At 59.1% G+C, this 23822-nt stretch carries 21 protein-coding genes; 8 read left to right on the forward strand and 13 right to left on the reverse strand.

Features of this window, described 5'->3' with window-relative positions:
* Positions 1-4: 4 nt before the first annotated feature.
* Both AC27VO_RS01595 and ilvA read right to left on the reverse strand, forming a co-directional pair.
* Entirely contained in the window at positions 5-820 is an 816-nt protein-coding gene (locus AC27VO_RS01595; protein ID WP_488664955.1) for an adenosylcobinamide-GDP ribazoletransferase, read from the reverse strand.
* A gap of 68 nt (positions 821-888) precedes the next feature.
* Positions 889-2448, reverse strand: a complete 1560-nt coding sequence (ilvA, locus tag AC27VO_RS01600) for a threonine ammonia-lyase, biosynthetic (RefSeq protein ID WP_488664956.1) — start codon at positions 2446-2448, stop codon at positions 889-891.
* Positions 2449-2821: 373 nt separating this feature from the next.
* Between ilvA and AC27VO_RS01605 the strand changes: the two genes are divergently transcribed.
* The 3 genes from AC27VO_RS01605 (at position 2822) to AC27VO_RS01615 (ending at position 6199) form a co-directional block, all read left to right on the forward strand.
* Positions 2822-3271, forward strand: coding sequence for an OsmC family protein (locus tag AC27VO_RS01605; protein ID WP_488664957.1), 450 nt, complete (start codon positions 2822-2824; stop codon positions 3269-3271).
* 417 nt (positions 3272-3688) lie between these two features.
* Positions 3689-4699: a porin gene (locus tag AC27VO_RS01610; RefSeq protein ID WP_488664958.1), complete on the forward strand. Its 1011-nt coding sequence runs from the start codon at positions 3689-3691 to the stop codon at positions 4697-4699.
* Positions 4700-4891: 192 nt separating this feature from the next.
* Entirely contained in the window at positions 4892-6199 is a 1308-nt protein-coding gene (locus AC27VO_RS01615) for a porin (RefSeq protein WP_488664959.1), read from the forward strand.
* A 66-nt stretch (positions 6200-6265) separates the two neighbouring features.
* Here the strand turns inward: AC27VO_RS01615 and AC27VO_RS01620 are convergent, their stop codons facing one another.
* Positions 6266-7114: a MurR/RpiR family transcriptional regulator gene (locus AC27VO_RS01620; RefSeq protein WP_488665513.1), complete on the reverse strand. Its 849-nt coding sequence runs from the start codon at positions 7112-7114 to the stop codon at positions 6266-6268.
* 153 nt (positions 7115-7267) lie between these two features.
* Between AC27VO_RS01620 and tal the strand changes: the two genes are divergently transcribed.
* The 3 genes from tal to pgi are packed head-to-tail and all read left to right on the forward strand — an operon-like array spanning position 7268 to position 11003.
* Positions 7268-8215, forward strand: coding sequence for a transaldolase (gene tal / locus AC27VO_RS01625; RefSeq protein ID WP_488664960.1), 948 nt, complete (start codon positions 7268-7270; stop codon positions 8213-8215).
* 51 nt (positions 8216-8266) lie between these two features.
* Entirely contained in the window at positions 8267-9385 is a 1119-nt protein-coding gene (locus AC27VO_RS01630) for a beta-ketoacyl-ACP synthase III (protein ID WP_488664961.1), read from the forward strand.
* Positions 9386-9392: 7 nt separating this feature from the next.
* Positions 9393-11003, forward strand: a complete 1611-nt coding sequence (gene pgi, locus AC27VO_RS01635; protein ID WP_488664962.1) for a glucose-6-phosphate isomerase — start codon at positions 9393-9395, stop codon at positions 11001-11003.
* 148 nt (positions 11004-11151) lie between these two features.
* On the opposite strand, the gene groL is transcribed toward pgi, so the two are convergent.
* The 10 genes from groL to metK form a co-directional block, all read right to left on the reverse strand.
* Complete coding sequence (gene groL, locus AC27VO_RS01640) at positions 11152-12801, reverse strand: chaperonin GroEL (protein WP_488664963.1); 1650 nt, start codon at positions 12799-12801, stop codon at positions 11152-11154.
* A gap of 109 nt (positions 12802-12910) precedes the next feature.
* The gene (groES, locus tag AC27VO_RS01645; RefSeq protein ID WP_066540317.1) at positions 12911-13201 is read right to left on the reverse strand and encodes a co-chaperone GroES; all 291 of its coding nucleotides are present in this window, start codon (positions 13199-13201) and stop codon (positions 12911-12913) included.
* 416 nt (positions 13202-13617) lie between these two features.
* Positions 13618-14784, reverse strand: a complete 1167-nt coding sequence (locus tag AC27VO_RS01650) for a GGDEF domain-containing protein (RefSeq protein ID WP_488664964.1) — start codon at positions 14782-14784, stop codon at positions 13618-13620.
* Positions 14785-15006: 222 nt separating this feature from the next.
* On the reverse strand, positions 15007-16242 hold the full coding sequence (locus tag AC27VO_RS01655) for a GGDEF domain-containing protein (protein ID WP_488664965.1): 1236 nt from the start codon (positions 16240-16242) through the stop codon (positions 15007-15009).
* Positions 16243-16365: 123 nt separating this feature from the next.
* Complete coding sequence (locus AC27VO_RS01660) at positions 16366-16857, reverse strand: GNAT family N-acetyltransferase (RefSeq protein WP_488664966.1); 492 nt, start codon at positions 16855-16857, stop codon at positions 16366-16368.
* A 184-nt stretch (positions 16858-17041) separates the two neighbouring features.
* Entirely contained in the window at positions 17042-18115 is a 1074-nt protein-coding gene (locus AC27VO_RS01665; RefSeq protein WP_488664967.1) for a bifunctional nicotinamide-nucleotide adenylyltransferase/Nudix hydroxylase, read from the reverse strand.
* Between the two features lie 101 nt (positions 18116-18216).
* Complete coding sequence (gene pncB, locus AC27VO_RS01670) at positions 18217-19413, reverse strand: nicotinate phosphoribosyltransferase (RefSeq protein ID WP_488664968.1); 1197 nt, start codon at positions 19411-19413, stop codon at positions 18217-18219.
* A 20-nt stretch (positions 19414-19433) separates the two neighbouring features.
* On the reverse strand, positions 19434-20261 hold the full coding sequence (locus AC27VO_RS01675) for a cysteine hydrolase family protein (RefSeq protein WP_488664969.1): 828 nt from the start codon (positions 20259-20261) through the stop codon (positions 19434-19436).
* A 111-nt stretch (positions 20262-20372) separates the two neighbouring features.
* The gene (locus AC27VO_RS01680) at positions 20373-20558 is read right to left on the reverse strand and encodes a DUF1328 domain-containing protein (protein WP_488664970.1); all 186 of its coding nucleotides are present in this window, start codon (positions 20556-20558) and stop codon (positions 20373-20375) included.
* 183 nt (positions 20559-20741) lie between these two features.
* On the reverse strand, positions 20742-21926 hold the full coding sequence (gene metK / locus AC27VO_RS01685; protein WP_488664971.1) for a methionine adenosyltransferase: 1185 nt from the start codon (positions 21924-21926) through the stop codon (positions 20742-20744).
* Positions 21927-22051: 125 nt separating this feature from the next.
* On the opposite strand from metK, the gene AC27VO_RS01690 reads away from it, so the two are divergent.
* Together AC27VO_RS01690 and AC27VO_RS01695 are read left to right on the forward strand one after the other, a co-directional pair.
* Positions 22052-22909, forward strand: a complete 858-nt coding sequence (locus tag AC27VO_RS01690; protein ID WP_488664972.1) for a lysophospholipid acyltransferase family protein — start codon at positions 22052-22054, stop codon at positions 22907-22909.
* Entirely contained in the window at positions 22906-23787 is an 882-nt protein-coding gene (locus tag AC27VO_RS01695) for a lysophospholipid acyltransferase family protein (protein WP_488664973.1), read from the forward strand. The genes AC27VO_RS01690 and AC27VO_RS01695 overlap by 4 nt, the downstream gene beginning before the upstream one ends.
* The last annotated feature ends 35 nt before the right edge of the window (positions 23788-23822 follow it).

Genomic DNA, 23822 nt, shown 5'->3' on the forward strand with positions numbered 1-23822 from the left:
CACTTCACAGCACATACTGCGCCAGCAGCAGGCCGCAGACGAGGTACAGCGCCAGCTCGCACACCTGCTGGGTGGCGCCCAGGCAGTCGCCCGTCATGCCGCCCAAGCGCCGCTGAAAGCGCCAGCCCATCCAGGCCGTGACGACCGTACCGGTCAGCAGCAGCGCCAGCACGGTGGATGCACCCAGGTATACCCACACCGCCACCAGCGCCGGCAGGCACCACAGCAGCCCGGTGCACACGCCAGCCACGGTCAGCGGGCTGCCGGCGATGTGCAGGGTTTTGGAGGTGGCAGGCAGGCTGACATGGGGCAAAACGCGCATCAGCACCAGCGGCGCGGCGCGCGAGAGCACATGTGTGGTGCAGACCAGCAGGGCGGCCGCGGCAACGTCCACCTGAATGAGCAGGGCCACAAACACCACCTTGGCCAGCAGCCCCATGCACAGCGCCATCACGCCATAGGCGCCCAAGCGGGAGTCTTTCATCACTTCCAGCACCCGTTCGGCGGGCAGGTGGCCACCCAGGCCGTCGGCCACATCGGCCATGCCGTCTTCATGAAATCCGCCCGTCAGCGCCAGCGTGGCGGCGGTGCTGAGCACGGCCGCCACCCAGGGCAGCATAGGGTGCGTGGCCAGGGCGTAGTTGCAGGCCAGGATCACCACGGCAGCGGCCAGCCCCACCAGCCAGCCCACCCCGGGCAGGTGCCCGGCACTGGCGCGCTGCAAGGTCGGGCTCCAGCCCACCCAGGCGGCCAGCCGTCCGGTCAAGGGAATGCGGCTGAAGAACTGCACGGCCAGCAAAAAGTGACGGAGGGCTTGCATGACGTATCAAAAAGTGGAGCTGATAGTGCTTATCCAGTAAGCGCTAGAGGCCAAAAAGATGCAAATCTTTATTTGAGAAACAGCTGGTAGGCGGGGTTGTGGGTTTCTTCCACCCAGGGGTAGCCCAGCTGCTTGAGGAAGGCATCGAACTTCTTGCTGTCCTTCTCAGGCACCTGCATGCCCACCAGAATGCGGCCGTAGTCTGCGCCCTGGTTGCGGTAGTGGAACAGCGAGATGTTCCAGGTGGGAGCCATCAGGCTCAGGAACTTGAACAGTGCGCCAGGGCGTTCGGGGAAGACAAAGCGCAGCAAACGCTCTTCCTGGGCCAGTGGCGAATGGCCGCCGACCATGTGGCGCAGGTGCTCCTTGGCCATTTCGTCAAAGGTCAGGTCCAGCGCGGCAAAGCCTTTTTTCTCAAAGTGCTTGGCAATTTTCTCGCTCTCGCCCTTGGCTGCGGTGGTCAGACCCACAAACACATGCGCCTTGCGGTCGTCGCTGATGCGGTAATTGAACTCGGTCACATTGCGGGGGCCGCCGGGCAGCTGGCCCACCACCTCGCAAAAGCGCTTGAAGCTGCCGCGCTCTTCGGGGATGGTGACGGCAAACAGGGCTTCGCGCTCCTCACCCACTTCGGCCCGCTCGGCCACAAAGCGCAGGCGGTCAAAGTTCATATTGGCGCCGCACAGAATGGCGGCGTAGGTCTCGCCCTTGGTTTTGTGTGTGGCGACGTACTGCTTGATGGCCGCCACCGCCAGCGCGCCCGAGGGCTCGACGATGGAGCGGGTGTCCACAAAAATGTCTTTGATGGCGGCGCAGACGGCGTCGGTGTCGACCACCACATAGTCATCGACCAGGTCTTTGGCGATGCGGAAGGTTTCCTCGCCCACCAGCTTGACGGCTGTGCCATCGGCAAACAGACCTACATCGGGCAGTTCCACGCGCGCACCGGCTTGTACGGACTGCAGCATGGCGTTGCTGTCCTTGGTGTGCACGCCAATCACCTTGACCTCAGGGCGCACGGCCTTGATGTAGTTGGCCACGCCACTGATCAGGCCGCCGCCGCCAATCGCTACAAACACCGCATCCAGGCGCTGGCTGCCCAGTTTTTGCAGCTGGCGCAGCAGTTCCATGGCAATCGTGCCCTGGCCGGCAATCACATCGGGATCGTCAAAGGGGTGGACAAAGGTCAGCCCCTCTTCTTTTTGCAGCTTGACGGAGTGCTTGTAGGCGTCGGAATAGCTGTCGCCGGCCAGCACCACCTCGCCGCCCAGCGCGGCCACGGCATCGACCTTGAGCTGTGGCGTGGTGGTGGGCATCACGATCACGGCGCGGCAGCCCAGCTTTTTGGCGCTCATGGCCACGCCCTGGGCGTGGTTGCCGGCGCTGGCGCAGATCACGCCTTTGGCCAGCTGGTCGGCCGTCAGGTGGGCCATCTTGTTGTAGGCGCCGCGCAGCTTGAAGCTGAACACGGGCTGCTGGTCTTCACGCTTGAGCAGGACTTTGTTGTGCAGGCGGCGGCTGAGGTTCTTGGCGGGCGCCAGATCCGACTCAATGGCCACGTCGTAGACGCGGGCGTTGAGGATCTTGGTCAGGTAGTCAAAGGGGGTAAGTGTCTTTTGCGAGGTCATACAGCGACAAACCAGAGTGGGGCGGGCGCCGATGGAAGTGCCCACACAAGACCGCCATCATAGGCACAAGCCCTGTGCCTGAGCCATGTTGGTGCTGTAGGGTAGGCATCGTGAGGCAAAAAAAAGCCCCGAGCCGCGGGGGCTTGGGGCTGAATCCACCGTTAGAGGAGGTGGAGGAGACAAAGGGTGCGCTACAGTCGGTGCTGTGGTGTGTCGCTTGCCAAGCAAACGATTAACGCGAGGTTCGAATTGTACGTCGATCTATGCTGCGCCGCAACAAGATTTCAATATTTACTGAAATTCCAGTTTTACCAATGTGGTCAATTGAATCAGTAAATATGCTTGCCTTTAGGAATTGCACAGGAGAAACACTATGGAATGCACCGTAAGCTGGACTGGCGCCGCAGGAACGCGCTCAGGCATGGGCTTTATTGCCGAGACAGGCAGCGGCCACGTGCTGGCGATGGACGGCGCCCCCGACGAACGCAACCCCGCCAATGGCGGGCAGAACCTGGCGCCCCGCCCCATGGAGGCCCTGCTGGCAGGCACTGGCGGCTGTACCGCCTATGACGTGGTGCTGATTCTCAAGCGCGGCCGCCACGACGTACGAGGCTGCTCCGTCAAACTGCAGGCCGAGCGTGCCGAGGTCGAGCCCAAGGTCTTTACCAAGATCAATATGCACTTCACGGTCACCGGTACAGGGATTCCTGCAGCGGCGGTAGAGCGTGCCATCGCCATGAGCCACGAAAAATACTGCTCTGCCAGCATCATGTTGGGCAAGACCGCAGAGATTACGACCAGCTTTGAGTTGCAAGAGGCTTAAATCTCTCAAGAGTTATTAAAAAGCGCCTAATTGGCGCTTTTTTTTGTTATTTCTGCTCTTTTTTGATAAGGGTGCATGAGTCTTTTGTGCGGTGGCAGGCCTGTTGTCCTTGTTTTGCTGGTTTGTAGATTGGCCTAATGTGAGTGCTTGCTGCGATGGATGTGGCGCAGTGTTGCCAATTGTCACGGGCGTCTGAATGGCCCGACATTGGTGCTCAGGCCGCGAGGTGTTGCACTGTGGCAACAGAAACAGCGGTTTTTGGCGCTGCAAAGGGGAATTTCTTTGCGCAAGGGGGTCCAGTCTGGTGCAATAAGCCCAACTTCCCCACCAGGAGGTTGGCGCGCTTTGCAGGTGCTGCTTTGTTTCAAGGCAATACCCACCGGCAACGTGCCCTCAACAAACCTTGGAGTAAATCAAATGAAGAAATCTCTGATCGCTTTGGCAGTGCTGGCCGCTTCCGGCGCCGCAATGGCTCAATCTTCCGTGACCCTGTACGGTGTTGTGGACAACTCGGTGGCTGTTGTTAAGGGCCAAGAAACTGTGTCCGGCCTGCTGCACAGCGGCAACGCTACCAGCCGTCTGGGCTTCCGCGGTGTGGAAGATCTGGGTAACGGCCTGAAGGCTGAATTCGTGCTGGAAGGCGCAGTGGGTTCCGATGACGGCACTGGCTTTGACTTCAAGCGCCAGTCGACTGTTGGTCTGGCAGGTAACTTCGGTCAAGTGCGTCTGGGCCGTGCCCTGACCGCTTCGTACAACGCTGTGAGCCGTTACGACATGTTCGGTACCGTGGGTCTGGGTTCGACTCTGTCTTGGAATGGTACACAAACAGGCTACCAAGTCCGTTCGAGCAATATGATCAGCTACATCTCGCCTAAGTTCTCCGGCTTTGGCGTTGGCGTGGACTATGGCTTTGGCGAGCAAAGCGAAAACCGCGAAGCCCGTTACGCTGGTATCGGTGCAACTTATGACAACGGCCCTCTGAGCCTGGGTCTGGGTTACGACAAGCAAAACAACGGCTTGGCTGTTGGCGGTACTGAAGATCTGTCGACTTGGCAGCTGGGTGGTTCCTACGACCTGAGCGTGGTGAAGCTGGCTGGTTTCTACAAGGAAACTAAGTACAAGACAGTTGCAACTGGCGACAGCGAGAAGCTGAAGTCTTGGAACCTGGGTGTTTCCGCTCCCGTGGGTGCTGCTGGTGTTGTGAAGGCTTCTTACAACAACTACAAGATGGCTGATGCAAAGGCTCAACAAGTTTCGCTGGGTTATGTGCACAACATGTCCAAGCGCACAGCTGTGTACGGTACCTACGCGTTCCTGAAGAACAAGAACGGTTCCGAGTTGGCTCTGAACGGTGCCTTCACTGGTGCTGGCCTGACCGACGGCGGCAAGCAACAAGGTCTGCAAATTGGCCTGCGTCACGCTTTCTAATTGACTACTGGCTTAGGCCAGTTTCAATGAAAGTAAAAGCCAGCCTTCGGGCTGGCTTTTTTGCGTCTGAGTGGTTGCCGAGCACGGGAAAACGAGCGTGGTTTCCATGCGAAAGTGAGAATTAGAACGTCTGTGCTTTTCTAGAATGAATTTGCATCCTGAATCGAATATTCACTTCAAGGAGACAAGCAGATGCAAAAGAAAATCGTAGCTATTGCCGCCAGCCTGTTGTGTATGGGCGCTTTGCCAGCTTTGGCCCAATCCACAGGGGCAAGCAAGGTGGAGCTGTGGGGGATTGTGGACGCAGCCATTCGCCACACCAACAACGAAGGTGCCGATAAAGGTGGTCTGACCAAAATGATGGGTGGCGGTATGTCCCAAAGCCGCTGGGGCATCAAAGTGGACGAAGACCTGGGCGGTGGCAGCAAAGCATTTGTGGAGTTGGAAAACCGCTTCAATGCAGATGACGGCTCGGTGAGCACGCCTTTCTTCCAACTTGCCTATGTGGGTCTGCAAGGTCCGTATGGCCGCCTGAGCATGGGGCGCCAGTGGAATGTGCTGTTTGATGTGGTGACATCGACCTATGCATCCTTCCCTTATTCTCCCTATATGGAGGCGTATAAGCCAGAGTTGGGTATGGCTGCAGGCGCGCGTACCAGCAATGCCTTGAAGTACACCTTGGCAACACCCACACGGAACTGGGTGGCATCGGTGCAGTATTCCTTTGCAGAAGGGAATGACAATACCAATGCAGTCCGAGATGTAGGCCTCGGAATGCTGTCTCCCTTGACGGCTTCTACTCCCTTATCTTTGCCAGTTAAAGGCATGATTGATAACGCAGTCGCAGGTGCCGCAGGCGGTGCTAATGCCCTGACTAGCGCGGCAACAACTGTCGCATCAGGTGCTCTGAAGACGATGGGGGGATTTTTGCGTTATTCAGAGAATGGCATTTCCTTGGGTGGTGGTTTCTTGAGAACTGAGTTGCCGGGTGGCTCGGATCTGGATGCCTGGACGCTGGGTGGGTCTTATCGCTCTGGTGCGTTGTATGCTAATTTGGGATATGGACAAAATAAAGTTAAGTGGAAGGATCCCGGGAGCCCCACCACTGTTGGCGCCTATGTGGGGGCATTAACAGACCGATTTGTTGACCAAGCAATTATTAATAATATGTGGCAAGGTCAGACGAATGGAGGCTTCCAGGTTGGGGATGCTGATAAACGCCAAATGATCAAAGTGGGGTTCGGTTATCAAGTGACTCCGCAGATTAATGCAGGGATGCACTACTTCCACGCTAAGCAGTCGGGCTCTGTGAGCGGTGCGTCGAATGGCAAGGCCAATATGATGGTCGCAGCGATTGACTATGCGTTTAGCAAGCGTACCGACGCTTACTTTGGCGTGGATCACACCCGAGTCTCTGGCGGTGAAGGCGTTTACATTGATAACGCAAGCAAAGCGCGTACCCGTACCGGTATTACTGCTGGCTTGCGCCATCGCTTCTGATCTTTTCAGGAGTAACTTCACAAAAAAAACCGGCTTTGCCGGTTTTTTTTGTGGGTACGTATTTTTTCAAATACCGTAACGTTTTTGCTGAAGTTGGTTTTGGAGGTTCTGCAGCTTTTGGGCCAGGCCAGGGCCCATGTTGAGCGCCACTGCAGTAGCCAGAATATCAATAATTAAAAGGTGCAAAAGGCGCGAGGCCATGGGGCTGTAGAGGTCAGAGCCTTCGAAGTTATCCGCAGCCAACACGATATGGCTGGCATCCGAAAGCGGTGTGCGGCTGGAAGTAATGGCAATGACGGTAGCGCCTTGTTTACGTGCAATATGGGCGACATCGACCAGTTCTTTGGTGCGTCCCGAATTGGAGATGACAATCAGGCAATCACCCGGATTCAGCATGGTCGCCCCCATGACCTGAATATGGCTGTCACTGGTAGCCTGGCTGGTAATACCCAAGCGGAAAAACTTATGTTGCGCATCTTGTGCAACGACGCCGGAGTTGCCGACACCATAAATTTCCAGGCGTTTCTTCTGCTGCCAGGTACTGACGATGGCGTTGACTGCCTGCTCGATGGCTGCAGGGTGGGCGTCGTTGCGGTACTGCAAAAACGCGGCGACAGAGTTGTCGATGACTTTGACCACCACATCGGAGGTTTTGTCATCGGCATCCACGCTGCGATGCACATAGGGCACGCCTTCTGCCACATTGCCAGCAAGCTTGAGTTTGAAGTCTGCCAGGCCGTCATAGCCCATGCTGCGGCAAAAGCGCACCACCGTAGGTTTGCTCACATTGGCTTTTTCGGCCAGTTCGCGCACCGGCAGTCGCGCGAAGCTATGGGGATCTGCGAGCACGAGTTGCCCCACCCGCTGCTCTGCGGGAGCAAGAGAGGGAAGCGAGGCAGAGATTCGGTCAAGCATGCAAAAGGCCTTGGTTATATGGTGCGTAAAAGTGAGATTTTGCGCCACTTGCAACAAACCAGGGGCGGGCGGGATTAGCACGCTGTATTCGTTGGCAGTGGGCACTACACTTGAAACTTCACGGCTAAAACACACAACAAGTATTGAGACACCATGAGCCAACTGGAGCAACTGAAGCAATACACCACGGTGGTTGCAGATACGGGTAATTTTCAGCAGCTTGCGCAATTCAGGCCGCAGGATGCGACGACCAACCCATCCTTGATTTTGAAGGCGGTGCAGCAAGCCGAGTACCGTCCCTTGATGCAGGAGGTGGCTCGCCAGTGGCAGGCCAAGCCGATGGACGAGGTGGTGGACCGGCTGCTGGTGCGGTTCGGGTGCGAAATTTTGTCTGTGGTACCGGGGCGTGTTTCTACCGAGGTGGATGCCCGGCTTTCGTTTGACACGCAGGCCACCGTGGTCCGGGCGGAGCGTTTGATTGAGCTGTACCAGGCCGCAGGCATTCACACCGACCGCGTGTTGATCAAGATTGCTGCGACGTGGGAAGGGATTGAAGCCGCTCGCAAGTTGGAGCAGCGCGGTATTCGCACCAATTTGACGCTGCTGTTTGCCAAAGCGCAGGCGATTGCCTGTGGCCAGGCAAAGGTGCAACTGATCTCTCCCTTCGTGGGGCGCATTTTTGATTGGCACAAAAAACAGGCCGGTGCGCAATGGGATGAGGTCGCGATGTCTGGCGCCAACGATCCGGGGGTGCGCTCGGTACGGGCCATCTATGAGTACTACAAGCACTTTGGGATTGCCACCGAAGTCATGGGGGCGAGCTTTCGCAATACGGGGCAAATTGTGGCACTGGCCGGCTGCGACTTGCTGACGATTGCACCAGAGCTGCTGGCGCAGCTGAGTCACAACACGGCGCCTGTGCAGCATGCGTTGAGTGCAGAGCTGGCCCGCCAGCAGTCGCTGCAAGCGGTGCACTATGACGAAGCGGGTTTTCGCTTTGCCATGAATGAAGACGCCATGGCGACCGAAAAGCTGGCCGAGGGTATCCGGGCCTTTGTGGCTGATGCCATCCGGCTGGAAAAGCTGATCCAGGCCCTCTGATCGTTACACTTAAAGGCTGCGCCGCTCATGGCGAGCCATGGAATTACTTTTATGCATTCAGTCGTCATCAGCGGAACCGGCCTGTACCAGCCGCCGCACACTATTACCAATGCCGAGTTGGTTGAGGCGTTCAACCAGTATGTCGATGTTCAAAATGCGGCCCATGCCCGTGCCATTGCGGCAGGCGAGCAGCCTGCCTTGCAGCATTCGAGCGTGGAGTTCATTGAAAAGGCATCGGGTATCCGCCAACGCTATGTGATGGAAAAAACGGGGGTGCTTGATCCGTTGCGCATGTATCCACGTTTTGCAGAGCGCGGGGATGATGAACTTTCATTGATGGCTGAAATTGCGGTGGCTGCGGCGCAGCAAGCATTGCAGCAAGCAGGCAAGACCGGGGCTGACATCGACATGGTGCTGTGCGCGGCCTCGAATATGCAGCGCGCCTACCCCGCCATGGCCGTGGAAATTCAGCAGGCGCTGGGTGCTGGGGGCTATGGTTTTGACATGAATGTGGCGTGTTCATCGGCCACTTTTGCGATGGAGCAGGCGGTGAACGCCGTGCGCTGCGGCACCGCACGCTGCGTGCTGGTGGTCAACCCGGAAATCACTTCTTCCCATCTGGAGTGGCGCGATCGCGATTGCCACTTTATTTTTGGTGATGTGTGCACCGCCGTCATCATTGAGTGTGCTGAAACCGCCACCAGCGCAGATGCCTGGGAAGTGGTGGGTACGCATTTGGCGACCCAGTTCTCGAACAATATTCGAAACAACTTTGGTTTTATCAACCGCAGCGAAGACAGCGACCCTGTTGCACGTGACAAGACTTTTCGCCAAGAAGGCCGCAAGGTTTTCAAGGAAGTTGTGCCAATTGCTGCCGCTCATATTTCGACCCACCTGGAGCAGCTCGGTCAAACGCCTGAGCAAGTGCGTCGCTTCTGGCTGCACCAAGCCAACTTAGGCATGAATCAGTTGGTGTTGAAGAAGCTGGTGGGTGAGGCAACGGAAGACCGTGCACCACTGATCCTGGATGAATTTGCCAACACGGCATCTGCTGGCTCCATCATTGCTTTCCACAAGCACCGCGCTGATTTGGTGTCCGGCGATATGGGCGTGATCTGTTCGTTCGGTGCTGGCTATTCGGTGGGCAGTGTGGTGGTGCGCAAGCATTGAACGGAGCATGGGTTTGGTTTGTGATGGCACCCCCGAGTGGGCACGGCTGAAAGCACACTTTCATGAAATGGACGGTGGCTTGGATTTGCGTACGGCATTTGTTCAGGATGCCCAGCGTTTAGATCGGCTCAGCCAGCAGGCTCCGCATGTGTTCGCGGATCTGTCCAAAAACTGGTTGCTGGAACATACGGAAGTGCTGCTCTCACAGCTGGCGCACGCGTGCAGCGTGCACACGCTGCGTGACGCCATGCTGTCGGGTCAGGCCATCAACTGCACCGAAGGGCGTGCGGTCATGCACTGGTTGCTGCGCACGCCACGTGATGGCGGGCTGCTGCGTGCGCATGCACTGGCGTGGGATGGCGCGCTACACCACGCCCTGGATGAAGTGCACCACACCCTGGATGCCATGCTGGCCATGGCGGAGCAGGTGCGCGCAGATGCGCATATCACCGATGTGGTCAACATCGGTATTGGTGGCTCGCACCTGGGCCCTGAAGTGGTCGTACAGGCGCTGGAAGACTGGGTTGATACCAGCAAGAGCTTCCACTTCGTCTCCAATGTGGATGGGCATGAACTGGGTCATGTGCTGCGCAAGGTGCGCCCTGAAAGCACCTTGTTCTTGATCGCTTCCAAATCGTTCACCACGGCGGAAACCATGCTCAATGCGCATTCAGCGCGTGAGTGGTTCTTGGCGAACGGTGGCAGTGCGGATCAAGCTGCCGCATGCAGTATTGACCGGCACTTTGTGGCGTTGACGACGAACACGGAGGCTGCCGCCCAGTTTGGCATCTCGCGCACACTGGGTTTCTGGGACTGGGTCGGTGGTCGTTTTTCCCTGTGGTCGGCGATTGGTCTGCCGATTGCCATTGCGATAGGTGCTCAGCAGTTTCGCAACATGCTGCAAGGTGCGCACGAGATGGATGTCCACTTCGCGACCGCGCCGGATGCGCAAAACTTACCCATGCGCTTGGGGCTGCTGGATGTCTGGAACCGCAACTTCTGTGGTTTTGACAGCCGTTGCATTGCGCCGTACAGCCATGGTTTGCGCCGTTTGACCGCCTATTTGCAGCAGCTGGAGATGGAGAGCAATGGCAAGCGCGTGACGCGAGACGGTGTGGCACTGGATGTTGCCACCGCACCGATTGTCTGGGGCGAGCCGGGTACCAACGGCCAGCATGCATTTTTCCAGATGCTGCACCAGGGCCAAGATGTGATTCCGGTGGAGTTCATTGCCCTGCGCGATGGCGGCAAGTATTTGGGGGCGCACCACCAAAGTCTGGTGATCAATGCGATTGCGCAGGCCCAGGCATTGATGCTTGGCCGCAGTGGTGAAGGCGTGGAACGTGACTGCCCTGGCAATCGCCCCAGCACGTTTTTACTGCTGCAGGCGCTGGACCCTGCATCGTTGGGGGCTTTGATTGCGCTGTATGAACACCGGGTGTTTGTTTCGGGGGCCGTGTGGGGTATCAACAGCTTTGACCAGTGGGGCGTAGAGCTGGGCAAGCAGCTGGCCCAAACGCTGCGCCAGCGCCAGCAAAGCCACGATTGGGCAGGCGTTGATCCATCGACGGTAGCACTCATGCAGCGCTTGGCAGAATCACCGGTCAACGGTAACTAAAAATAAGAGCTACTATCGCTGATGGGATAAGCGCTAGTAGCTGTTTTTATCCGGATTTTGATCCATCAAACAAAAAGGCCGCTTATGCGGCCTTTTTGTTGGTGTGCAGCCACCGAAGCTTTGCAGCTTCGGTGTAGCGGCTTGGCAATTACATGCCCATACCGCCCATACCGCCCATACCGCCCATGCCACCCATGTCAGGGGCACCAGCTGCTTCAGCCTTAGGAGCGTCAGCGATCATGCACTCAGTAGTCAGCAGCAGCGAAGCCACGGAAGCGGCGTTCTGCAGTGCAGTACGAGTCACCTTGGTAGGATCCAAGATACCCATTTCCAGCATGTCGCCGTAGGTGTCGTTGGCAGCGTTGAAGCCAAAGTTGCCCTTGCCCTTCAACACTTCGTTCACGACCACCGAAGGCTCGCCACCGGCGTTGGACACGATTTCGCGCAGAGGCGCTTCTACCGCAGCCAGCACCAGCTTGATACCGGCGTCTTGCTCGACGTTGCCAGTCTTCAGCTCGCCCACGGCTTGCTTAGCGCGCAGCAGTGCCACGCCACCACCAGCCACGATGCCTTCTTCCACAGCAGCGCGGGTAGCGTGCAGGGCGTCTTCCACGCGGGCCTTCTTTTCCTTCATTTCGACTTCGGTGGCAGCGCCTACCTTGATCACGGCAACACCGCCGGCCAGCTTGGCCACGCGCTCTTGCAGCTTTTCACGGTCGTAGTCGGAAGTCGCTTCTTCGATCTGAGCGCGGATTTGCTTCACGCGGGCTTCGATTTCGTCAGCAGCGCCAGCACCGTCGATGATGGTGGTGTTTTCCTTGCCGATTTCAACGCGTTGGGCTTGGCCCAGGTCTTCCAGAGTGACCTTGTCCAGAGTCAGGCCCACTTCTTCAGCGATGACCTTGCCGCCAGTCAGAATGGCGATGTCTTCCAGCATGGCCTTGCGACGGTCGCCGAAGCCAGGAGCCTTCACAGCCACCACCTTCAGGATGCCGCGGATGGTGTTCACCACCAAAGTTGCCAGGGCTTCGCCTTCGACATCTTCAGCAATGATCAGCAGGGGACGGCCAGCCTTGGCAACTTGCTCCAGGGTAGGCAGCAGGTCGCGGATGTTGCTGATCTTCTTGTCGAACAGCAGCACGAAGGGGTTGTCCAGAATCGCAGCTTGCTTTTCGGGGTTGTTGATGAAGTAGGGCGACAGGTAACCGCGGTCGAATTGCATGCCTTCCACAACGTCCAACTCGTTGGACAGGGACTTGCCTTCTTCCACAGTGATCACGCCTTCCTTGCCCACCTTGTCCATGGCTTCAGCAATGATGCTGCCCACGGATTCGTCGGAGTTAGCGGAGATCGAACCCACTTGGGCGATTTCCTTGGAAGTGGTAGTGGCCTTCGATTGGGCCTTCAGTTGCTCAACCAGAGCAATCACAGCCTTGTCGATGCCGCGCTTCAGGTCCATGGGGTTCAGACCAGCGGCTACGTACTTGGAGCCTTCGCGCACGATGGCTTGGGCCAGCACGGTAGCGGTTGTGGTGCCGTCACCAGCGATGTCGTTGGTCTTGGAAGCTACTTCCTTCACGAGCTGAGCGCCCATGTTTTGCAGCTTGTCCTTCAGTTCCACTTCCTTGGCCACGGACACACCGTCCTTGGTCACGGTAGGGGCACCGAACGAGCGCTCCAGCACTACGTTGCGACCCTTAGGGCCCAGAGTTACCTTGACCGCGTTGGCCAAGATGTTCACGCCTTCAACCATGCGTGCACGTGCTTCACCGCCGAATACTACGTCTTTAGCTGCCATTTTTGGCTCCTAGAAATTAGGTTCAAATCGGCTGCTAGGCCTTGTCAATAAAGCACTAGCAGCTATGAAATTCAATGTCTTGAAAGAAAGAGGTAATCGCCGCAGGGAATTACTTCTCAACAACCGCAAACAGGTCGTCTTCCTTCATCACCAGCAGTTCGTTGCCGTCGATCTTGACGGTCTGGCCGGAGTACTTGCCGAACAGCACGCGGTCGCCAACCTTCACGTTCAGAGCGATTTGTTCGCCCTTGTCGTTGCGCTTGCCAGGGCCCACAGCCAGCACTTCGCCTTGGTCAGGCTTCTCAGCAGCGTTGTCGGGGATATAGATGCCCGAAGCGGTCTTGGTTTCGTTCTCAAGGCGCTTGACGATCACGCGGTCGTGCAAAGGACGCAGGTTCATAACATCTCCTAGATATCAATCAACAGGTGGTTAGGTCCGGAATCCTGTAGCAACAGGATGTCTTTAACTGGTGTGGGGCAAGGCTGTTAGCACTCAACCCCATCGAGTGCTAATAATAAGGTAAAAATTTCCAGTTTCAAGAGGCGGGTTTTAAGCCAAGGCGTTGCTACGGGGGTGAAATGTCGCGAATTTGACGTTGAGGCGTCACTTGGTCATTGCGCAAAGTCACCGAGCCAGGGCGCTGCACTTTCGTTGGCTTGGGGCCTGTGCATGCCAGATGGCGGTGAGCAGGCTAGGCGCCAGGCTGGAGGGTGCCAGACGGGTGATGCCCGCAGGCTTTGTGGGCTCAGCCAGATTGGTTGGTCGCAAGGTCAAAAGCAACAAGGACCCTCTGGCGCACTGGTTGCCATGCGCATTCATCGGAGTTCGTGCTCGCAGGCTTCCTGCTCATCCATGGATGCTTGGTGCGGCGCCATCGCCTGTGAGGCTTGGGCCGCGCTGCTGTGTACCCGGTTGCGGCCGTTGGATTTGGCGTGGTACATGGCCGCATCGGCCTGGGCCAGCAGGGCGGTGGTGTCGGGGCAGGTTGCATCCGCTTCGGCTACGCCAACGCTGATGGTGACATGCAGTGTCGTGCCATTCACGGGCACCACGGTGGCTTGTACGGCCAAGCGCAGCTTTTCTGCCAGCTGCAGCGCATCGTGGCTATCTGTGCCGGCAAGCAGCACGCCAAATTCCTCGCCACCGAGCCGGCCGCACAGGTCCGCTTCGCGCAACGCGGTCTTGATCCGTTGCACCACGGCTTGCAGTACCCGGTCTCCCGCAGCGTGGCCGTGGGTATCGTTGATCTGTTTGAAGTGGTCGATGTCCACCAACAGGGCGCTCAGCGGCAAACCGTAGCGCCGGGTGTAGGCGAACATGGTATCGGCCTGCTCTTTGAAAGCGCGCAGGTTGTTTAACCCGGTCAACTCGTCGGTGCGGGCAGCGTCGCTGGCGATGCGGTGCTGAATCTCCAACTCACGGCGCAGGCGCAGGAGTGACTGCATGGCGCCCGAAAGCTCACGCGTCGTGCGCACGACGAAGGCGGAGAACGTCAGGGTGGTCAAGGCCAGCAGGCGCTGCTCGGTGCCTGGTTCGGTGAGCAGCCACAGCGTTGTGGGCAGCAGCACCAGCGCCACGGCGACCAGCGTCATGGAGCGATAGGCCGCGTAGGCAGAAATTGCGCTGCCGGCCATGCCGACCGCAAAAAAGAGGGTGATGACTTGCGACAGCAGGTTGTCGCGGGACATGAGCAGAAAAGCGCCAATACCCCAGACCCCGGCGATGAACACCAGGGTGACCCAATACACGCCTTCCCAGCGGGCCGGTGTACGGTGCTCGGTGGCACTGCGGCTGTACGCCCAGAACAGAGCCAGGCGAATCGTGCCGGCCAGAAAGAGTGTGATGAGCCACGGCTTGATGACCTGGTGGTTGCCAAGGTCGTGCTGCAGCCAGGAGAGCACCAGTGCCCCGCCCACGCTGCCAAGTGTGGCCAGAAAGGACTGTCGGAACAGGAGTTGCAGCTGGTCGGTACGGACCTGCATGGCAACGGACCTGCTGGTGGGGTGCTCTGGCGCGGACAAGCGTGACATGGGCGGTGTGGCGGGCTGTGCGGGGGAGGACGCAACATCATACTGGCGCCTGCCGTGCCATTGGGCTGCTGGATGTGGCCTGACTCTGACAGCGGCCTGTCTTGCATTGCTTGCACCGGGCCGCAGGACCGCGATGGCAACCCGCCGAGCGGTAGCGTTGTTCTGTGCTGCCGCTTAAGCCGACACACCTTCCGTGGCCATTGGCGCTACGTGGTGGTGCAGAACCTGAAAACAGGCCTGGTCGCGCCCTTGGCGCTTGGCTTGGTAGAGCAGTCTGTCAGCGCGCTGAAAGACGCTGTCTTGCGTGTCATGCAGCGCAATATTGGTGCCCCCCATGCTGGCCGTCAGGTGTGTGGCTGTCGGAGAGGCTTCGTGCGGCAGGTTCAGGGTGTGCAAGGCGGTGCGCAAGTGCTCCAGGTGCTGGGGCAGGATGTCTGGTGGCATGTCGTAGATGGCCAGAGCGAACTCTTCACCGCCCAGGCGTACGGGCAAATCCATTGGTCGCTGGGCCAGCTGGCGCAGCAGCTTGGCAAACTCTCGCAGCACCTGGTCGCCGGCCTGGTGGCCGTAGCGGTCGTTGTAGAGCTTGAAATGGTCAATATCAAAAATGACCAGAAACAAATGCTTGTGCTCGCGGCGGGCCAGGCGCATGCACCGTTCGAGATGCTCGTGGAACATGCGCCGGTTGGGCAGGTCTGTCAGTGGGTCATGGCTGGCTTCCCAGTTGAGCAGGCGGCGCAGCAAAAATTGCTCACGCAGACCTTTTTCTCGGTAGTAGGCCGTGACGCCAGAGAGCACAAAAGTCACCCATGCCACGGCGCTCAGTACCCAGTGCTGCTGCAAGTGTTCGGGGCTGTTCAGAATCAGTGGGCCTGAGATGGTGATGATCAGCCCCACCAGCGTGGCGACTGGAGCCATCAGGCGCAGCCGCACGCCCAGAGGGAAAAAAACAACGCTGACAATCAGGACCTGAACGACGCTGGTTTGCGGCATACCCAGGTTTTTGAGGGTGTACGACGATGCCGCAATGGCCATGCAGCAAGCGACGACGGCACCTGCAACGCTCCATTCGTAATCGATGCGGCTGCTGTGGGGGCGGGTCAGGGTGTAGACCGCACAGCCAAAGCAGATAAAGACCAGCCAGCGCAGCACCATGGAGCGCCAGAAAAAAATGTCAGCGTGCGCGCTGCCAGCCAGCTCGTGCAGGCGCCAAAAATCAAAAATGGCGTACAGCCCCCACACCACAGAGACGGCGCACACCGTGAACAAGGCGCTCAGGTATTGCGTGGCACGCAGATGCTGGAGAAACGGCGCTTCCAGCGCCGGGTCGAAGACCAGGCGCTCCAGGCGATGCTCCAGGTTCAGTCGCAGCGCATCGGCTTCAGAATGGGTGACGGGAATATGGTGCAAAAGGGACTTTCCACTGGCAGGCCAAGTACTTGCGTACGCTGCCCCCAGCAATATAGGTCAGTCCCCGGGGAAAAGGTGCAGGTGACTTTGTCAACTTTTTCAAGCTGACTGCACTGCCAGCCCTCAGGCCTTGGCGTTGGCGGCCAGCGCCTGCAAGGCGCCGCCGGTCATGCGGTAGCGAATCCACTCCGACTGGGGCTTGGCGCCCAGGCTGTCGTAGAACTCGATCGATGGGGTGTTCCAGTCCAGCACGCTCCACTCAAAGCGGCCACAGTCCTGGTCGACGGCAATTTGTGCCAGATGGCTCAACAAGGCTTTACCTGCGCCTTTGCCGCGCTGGTCGGGGGACACATACAGGTCTTCCAGGTACAGGCCGTGCTGGCCTTGCCAGGTGGAGTAGTTGAAGAAGTACACGGCAAAGCCCACGGGGGTGTCGCCATCCAGGCAGATTAGGCCAAACACCTTGGGGTTGTCGGTAAACAGGGTGTGGTGCACGTGTGCGGGGGTGGCCAGCACTTCGTGTTCGGCTTTTTCGTAGATGGCCAGCTCACGCACAAAGTGCAAGATCAGGTCGGTGTCTTCAATGGTGGCGGGGCGGATGGTGAGATCGGACATAGACATACTCAAATGCAAGGTGCTCGCCAAGGCGAGCACAGGGGAAAAAAGGGCGCAGTAGGCGCGGTGGTGCCGTGCAGTGGGGTCAGTGTGCGGCAGTGCCTCTATCAAGTCGAATGCTTTTATGCAGCAGCTGTATTACTTTTGATATGGCTTGGGCGGCATTCACCGCCTCTTGCAGCGCTTAGGGCAGAGCCACGGCAGCGCTGGTGCGAAAGCGCTCAAAACAGCGGCGCAGCACGTGGAAGTGGTCTTCAAACATCTGGCTTTCCATGCTGGGCAATGTGCTGAGCGGCACCCAGCGGGCGGCGACGGCATCGTCACCACCTTGCACGGTGGGCAAGGCCGTATCGGGCAGGTGGAACACAAAGACGTGGGTGATGGTGCGCCCGCGCAGGCTGCGGTCTGGGTGGTCAAACACTTCTACCCCTTGCAGGGCGCTGTGCATGTGCGCAGCGGAAAGGGGTAAGCCGGTTTCTTCATCCAACTCACGCAGGCACGATTGCCACAGGGTATCGCGGGGCTCCACAAATCCGCCGGGCAATGCCCACAGGTCTTTGCCGGGCGCATGGCCGCGTTGAATGAGGAGGACGTGGCCGTGGCACAGCAGCAGGCCATCGACGGTGACGAATACCGGAGGATAGGGGGCGCCGGCCCAAGCGGCTTTGTAGCCGCTGATCATGCGCCACTCGGCTTGCATAGCGCTGTATTCGGGCGTGCTGTGCCAGGCGCGCAGCCAGTGGACGACCGCGGTGGGCACCAGCGGCGTCAGCTGTGCCCACATGTCCTGCACTGGAAAGGCTGGCAAATTCCAGTAGATCTCGCGGGTGGGGGTGCCATCGAAGTCGCCTTGGCGGGGCAGGCTCAGCAGTTCCCAGCCGGGAAAGCGCGCGAGGTAGTTGCTGCTGTCATCTTTGAAGTGCCCGACCAGCGCAATGCGCTCGCCCGCAGGCACCTGGGTTTGCACGGCCTGCAGGACGGCCTGGACCCAGCGCGGTTCGTCGTAGTAGTCGCGCACGGGCACGCAATGCACGCGCGCTGCTTCGTCGGCTTCAAGGCTGGTGCGGATGAGTTCGGCCCGCTCCTGCCAGGTGAAAGGGTTCTTGGGGCTGCGCGCCTGGTAGGCGCTGCCCAGCACGATCACCACCTGTTGCGCGGTCTGCAAGGCTTGGCGCAGCAGGGCCAGGTGGCCGTTGTGAAAGGGTTGAAAACGACCAATCAGAACAGCAGTATGGGGGGCGTTGGCAGGCAGTGACATAAATAAAAAGAGCGGCTAGCGCTTGATTTTTAAGGCTTTCAATGTGTTTTGATATTGAAGCTGATATTTAACCAGCGCATGCTGCTATGTTTTTATAGGCTTCAGGCAATCGGGTCGGCAATGCCAAACACCTGGCGCAGGTAGGCCAGATAGGTTTCATCGTCACACATGGTTTTGCCGGGCGTGTCAGAGATTTTGGCCACGGGCTGGCCGTTGGCACGCACCAGCTTCATGACGATGTTCAGCGGCGTCAGGCCGACATCGTTGGTCAGGTTGGTGCCAATGCCAAAGCCCAGCTGAATGTGCGGCGCAAAGTAGCGCCACAGCTCCAGCGCCTTCTCCAGGTTCAGACCATCAGAGAACACCAGTCGCTTGGTGTGCGGGTTGATGCGCAGCCGGCGGTAGTGCGCCAGCGCTTGGTCGCCCCAGTCAAACGGGTCGCCCGAGTCGTGGCGCAGGCCATCAAACAGCTTGGCAAAGTACAGGTCAAAGTCTTCCAGAAAGGCGCGCATGCCGACGGTGTCGGTCAGGGCAATGCCCAGGTCGCCCCGGTACTCCTGCACCCAGTCCTCCAGTGCTGCTTTTTGAAAGTCGCGCAGGCGCACGCCCAGGGCTTGAAAGCTTTGCAGGTATTCGTGCGCCATGGTGCCGATGGGCGAGATCTGCAGCTCTTTGGCCAGCAGCACGCTGGAAGTGCCTTTGAACCACTGCGGCACCTCGCGCGTGAGGGTGGTGACCACTTCGCGGTGCCAGGGCTCGGAAAAGCGCCGGCGCAGGCCAAAGTCGGACAGCTCAAACGGGTGCGCTAGGGTGGGCTCGTCTTTCAGGGCGCGCAGCCCAGCAATTTTGGCTTGCAGGCGGCGGCGGCCTTCGTCCAGCGTGTCTGGCGTTTGCAGGTGGCGAAAGTACAGCTCGTTGACGATGGAGAGCACGTGAATCTCAAAGCCCATGACATGCACTTGCGGGCCATGGGCTTCAATGCTCAGGCCGCCTTCGGGCGTGGCTTGGACCGCGATAAAGCTGCGCTGGAACTGGAACAGGCGCAGAAAGTCCACAAAGTCGCTTTTGATGTAGCGCAGGCTGCTCAGGTAATCGAGCTCATCCTTGGTGAAGCGCAGGCTGCACAGGTGGTCCAGCTCGGCATTCACTTCGGCTTCCAGCTGGGCCAGCGGGTAGGCCGTGGCATTGCGGCAGGCAAAGCGGTATTCGGCCAGGGTCTGCGGGTGGCGGTGCAGCATGGCCTGCCACATGGTGAATTTGTAGAGGTCGGTGTCGAGCAGGCTGGTGATGATGGGCATGGGAGAGGGCTTTCGGTGCATTACAGGCACAGGTCGGCGGTGGTGCACAGCTGGGCACCCGCCGCTTGCAGCTGCTGTAGAAAAGCGTGGTGCTGGGCATCAAAACCGCTGACCGGGCTCATGCCGTCTGTCAGCACCGCTAGGCGTGCAGCGAAGCCGGGCGGCGCTTGTTCCAGCAAATGCGTCACCGTAGCGCGCACGCAATGGCTGCTGGCTTCACCGGCTACCACCAGGCGCTGCGCTTGCAGCAGTGTGGTGAGCAGTGTCTGATTCAAGCAGGTTTCGGGTGCAGCGGGGTTGGGCACTTCGGCCTCCAGGGCACTGTAGTGTTCCGTCCACGGGTTGCTGCCTTTGAAGATGTTCAGCACGGCACGCTGCTGCTGGCGTTGCCAGTCGGCGCAGGCGGTCAGGATATCGGCATGCACACCATGGCCCCAGCTGCCAATCTCGCAGTGCACGGGCCACACCATCAGGGTGTAGCGGCCACGGGCTTTCAGCACATCCAGATAGTGCAGCGTGCGTGCCAAGTACAAGGGGTTGCGGGGCTGGAAAGCGCCGCTTCGCACCTGTGCGGCCGTGATGGCAGTGAAAGGGGGCACGGCTGTGCCATCGGCATCGTGCCAAAACGCCGGGTGGGCAATGTCAAACACCTGGTGGGAATCCAGGGTAACGGTGATGTGATCGATGTGCGCGCCGTGCTGGCGCAACCACTGCGCTACGCGCTGCATATCGGCATGTGCTCCGGGCACGGGCAGTGCCGGTTGCAGACCGTGGGGGCACAAAGAAGCGGGGAGATCGCAAAAGTCGTTTTGCGAGTCAATCAGCAGCAATTGGGTTTCAAGCGTCATGGCAGCAGTGGCACAGCGAAACGGGGATGCGCTGGAGTGTAGAAGCTTGTGGGGCCAGCCCCAATGAAAAGGGCTGCTTGCGCAGCCCTGCGGGTGAATGTGTGGCAATGCTTACTTGAGCATTTTGCGTGCGGCCCCGACGCCCAGCGCAGCCAGCACCAGGAAAATCACAGCCAGAATCAGGAACAGGATGAACAGCACTTTGGCGATGCCCGCTGCACCGGCGGCCACGCCGGTAAAGCCAAACAAGCCGGCAAGCAAAGAGATGATGGCAAAAATGATGGCGTACTTCAGCATGATGCGCTCCTCTGGGACGGTATGCCACGCGGTGGTGGCTGGTGCAGTCAACCATAGGTCGGGCACAGCGCTGCCGACCGTCGGCTGCCCCTGCCTTGCCGTGTAGGAGTGCTGCGTCAGCCCGCGCAGGCCATGAAAAAGCCCGCACAAGGCGGGCTTAGGGGCAAGCGCTGGGGCGTACCGTTATTTCAGACCGGCTGCGGCGCGCAGCTCGGCTGCCTTGTCCGTCTTTTCCCAAGTGAACTCGGGCTCTTCGCGGCCAAAGTGGCCGTAAGCGGCGGTCTTGGCGTAGATGGGGCGGCGCAGGTCCAGCATTTCGATAATGCCGCGGGGGCGCAGGTCAAAGTGCGCAGCCACCAGCTTGGCGATTTCCGCATCGGGAATCACGCCGGTGCCTTCGGTGTACACGGTGATGTTCATGGGGCGTGCTACGCCAATGGCGTAAGCCACTTGCACTTGGCACTGCCGTGCCAGGCCCGAAGCCACCACGTTCTTGGCCACGTAGCGGGCAGCGTAAGCAGCCGAGCGGTCCACCTTGGTTGGGTCTTTGCCGGAGAACGCACCGCCGCCGTGAGGGCAAGCACCGCCGTAGGTGTCCACAATGATCTTGCGGCCTGTCAAACCGCAGTCACCTTGGGGGCCACCGACCACGAAACGGCCTGTGGGGTTGATCAGATACTTGGTATCCAGCAACCATTCCTTGGGCAGCACGGGCTTGATGATCTCTTCAATGATGGCTTCGGTGAACGAGGCCTTCATCTTGGTCGCAGACTCCGACTGGTCGGGGCTGTGCTGGGTCGACAGCACTACGGTGTCAATGCTGTGGGGTTTGCCATCTACGTAGCGCAGAGTCACTTGGGACTTGGCATCAGGGCGCAGGAAAGGCAGGCGGCCATCCTTGCGCAACTGAGCTTGGCGTTCCATCAAGCGGTGTGCGTAGTAGATAGGGGCAGGCATCAGCTCGGGCGTTTCGTCGCACGCGTAACCGAACATCAGGCCCTGGTCGCCCGCGCCGATGTTCAATTCGTCGTCGCTGGCTTTGTCCACGCCTTGGGCGATGTCCTGGCTTTGCTTGTCATAAGCGACCAGCACGGCACAGCCCTTGTAGTCAATACCGTAGTCGGTGTTGTCGTAGCCAATGCGCTTGATGGTGTCGCGGGCTACTTGGATGTAGTCCACGTTGGCACCGGTCGTGATTTCACCAGCCAATACCACCAGACCGGTATTGGTCAGTGTTTCAGCTGCTACACGGCTGTGCGGGTCTTGGGTGAAAATTGCATCCAGAATCGAGTCGGAGATCTGGTCGGCAACCTTGTCTGGGTGGCCTTCAGAAACTGATTCTGAGGTGAATAGAAAGTCGTTCGCCATTGAATAAACTCCTGTCTTAGCAAATGCGTTGCTCGGCTGGCAGAAGTCGGGCGAACGCTTTAGCAGTTTTGTTTTACGTCGCCCTGCAAGTTGCTCTGTTAACTCAGCGACACGTACCAATTGTAATGCCAACCCTTTTTCATCTTCTCTCTGTAGTGCCTTTGCCTTTGACGCACCTTTTAGGGGCGTGCCTGGGCTGGCTGGCCTGGGCGTTTTCTCCAACCTACCGCCGTCGCTTTGCGGCCAATAGCGCGCAGGCGGGCTATCGCTTTGCGCAGGTGAAGGATGCTGTCGGTCATGCGGGGCGCATGGTGGCAGAGCTGCCGCGGCTGTGGCTGACGCAGACGCCGGTGCAGGCCATGCATGGCGTGGAGGCGGTCGAGCAGGGTTGGGCCAAGGGCAAGGGCATCTTGTTCCTGACGCCGCACCTGGGGTGCTTTGAGCTGGCTGTGCAGGGCGCTGCCCAACAGTGGTCGGCCGAGCACGGCACTATCACCATCTTGTACCGCCCGGCCAAACAGGCGTGGTTGGCCGAGATGATGCTGACCGCACGCAACCGCCGTGGGATCCAGGCGGTGCCCACCAATCTGTCGGGTGTGCGCCAGATGATCAAGGCGCTGCGCAAGGGCGAGGCGGTGGGGCTGCTGCCCGACCAGGTTCCGCCCCATGGGCAAGGCCAGTGGGCCCCTTTCTTTGGCAAAGATGCCTACACCATGACCTTGGCCGCCCGTCTGGCGCTGCAGACAGGGGCGACAGTGATCCTGGCCCGCTGCCAGCGCCTGCCTGCGGGGCGCGGTTATGAACTCTTTTTTGAAGCATTGCCGATGCAGTTGTCCGACCAACTGGATGATGCGGTGGTGCAGTTGAACCAAGCCATGGAACATACGATTCGCCAGTGCCCCACGCAATACCTGTGGGGCTATGGCCGTTACAAACAGCCTCGCCACGAGGCACCCGCCGGCACGGAAGGTGGTGCCGCATGAGCTGGAGCAAGTTCGGTGTGGCCTGCATGCATGGGCTGGCCAAGCTGCCGCTGCCGGTGCTGCGGGGGCTGGGGCGTGCCATTGGGAATGTGCTGTATGTCGCGGCTGCGCCACGCCGCAAGATCGCGCTGCGCAATCTGGCGCTGTGCTTTCCCGAAAAGACCGAGGCCGCGCGCAAAGCCCTGGCCAAGGAAAGCATGGTGGTGTTTTGCCAGACCTTTTTGGACCGCAGCTGGCTGTGGTTTGGCTCTGAAGCCTTGGTGCGCAGCCGTGTCCAGCTGACGGGGGCGGTGCATGAGCTGGAGGGTGATGCCCCCACCATCGTCTTTGCGCCGCACTTCTACAGCATGGATGCGGGGGGCTTGGCCCTGCCGCTGAATACGGAGCGTGAATTCACCTCCATCTTTGCGACCAACCCCGACCCGGTGCTGGATGCCTGGTTCATGACCGGTCGCCAGCGCTTTGGCAATGTGCGCATGCTCAACCGTGCCGATGGTGTCAAACCCATCATCTCGGTGCTGCGCAAAGGGGGGTTGCTGTATTTGCTGCCTGATATGGACTATGGCAAGAACGACTCGGTGTTTGTGCCATTCTTTCAGGTGCCTGAGACGGCGACCATTCCCTCGCTGTCACGCTTTGCGCGCCTGGGCAAGGCCAAGGTGGTGGGGCTGTACAACCGCATGACGCCCGATGGCTATGTGGCAGAAATGACGCCCGCGTGGGAGAACTTTCCGACGGATGACCACATCGCAGATACCGCGCGCATGAATCGTGAGCTGGAAGCCGCTATTCGCACCATGATCCCGCAGTACTACTGGGTGCACAAACGCTTCAAAACCCGTCCGGATGGGCAGGCATCGCTCTATACCAAAAAATAAGCCGAATTGGCCTTCAATCCAATAGCTACCTGCGC

Source organism: Comamonas sp. 14P8.1.4 (assembly GCF_057799285.1).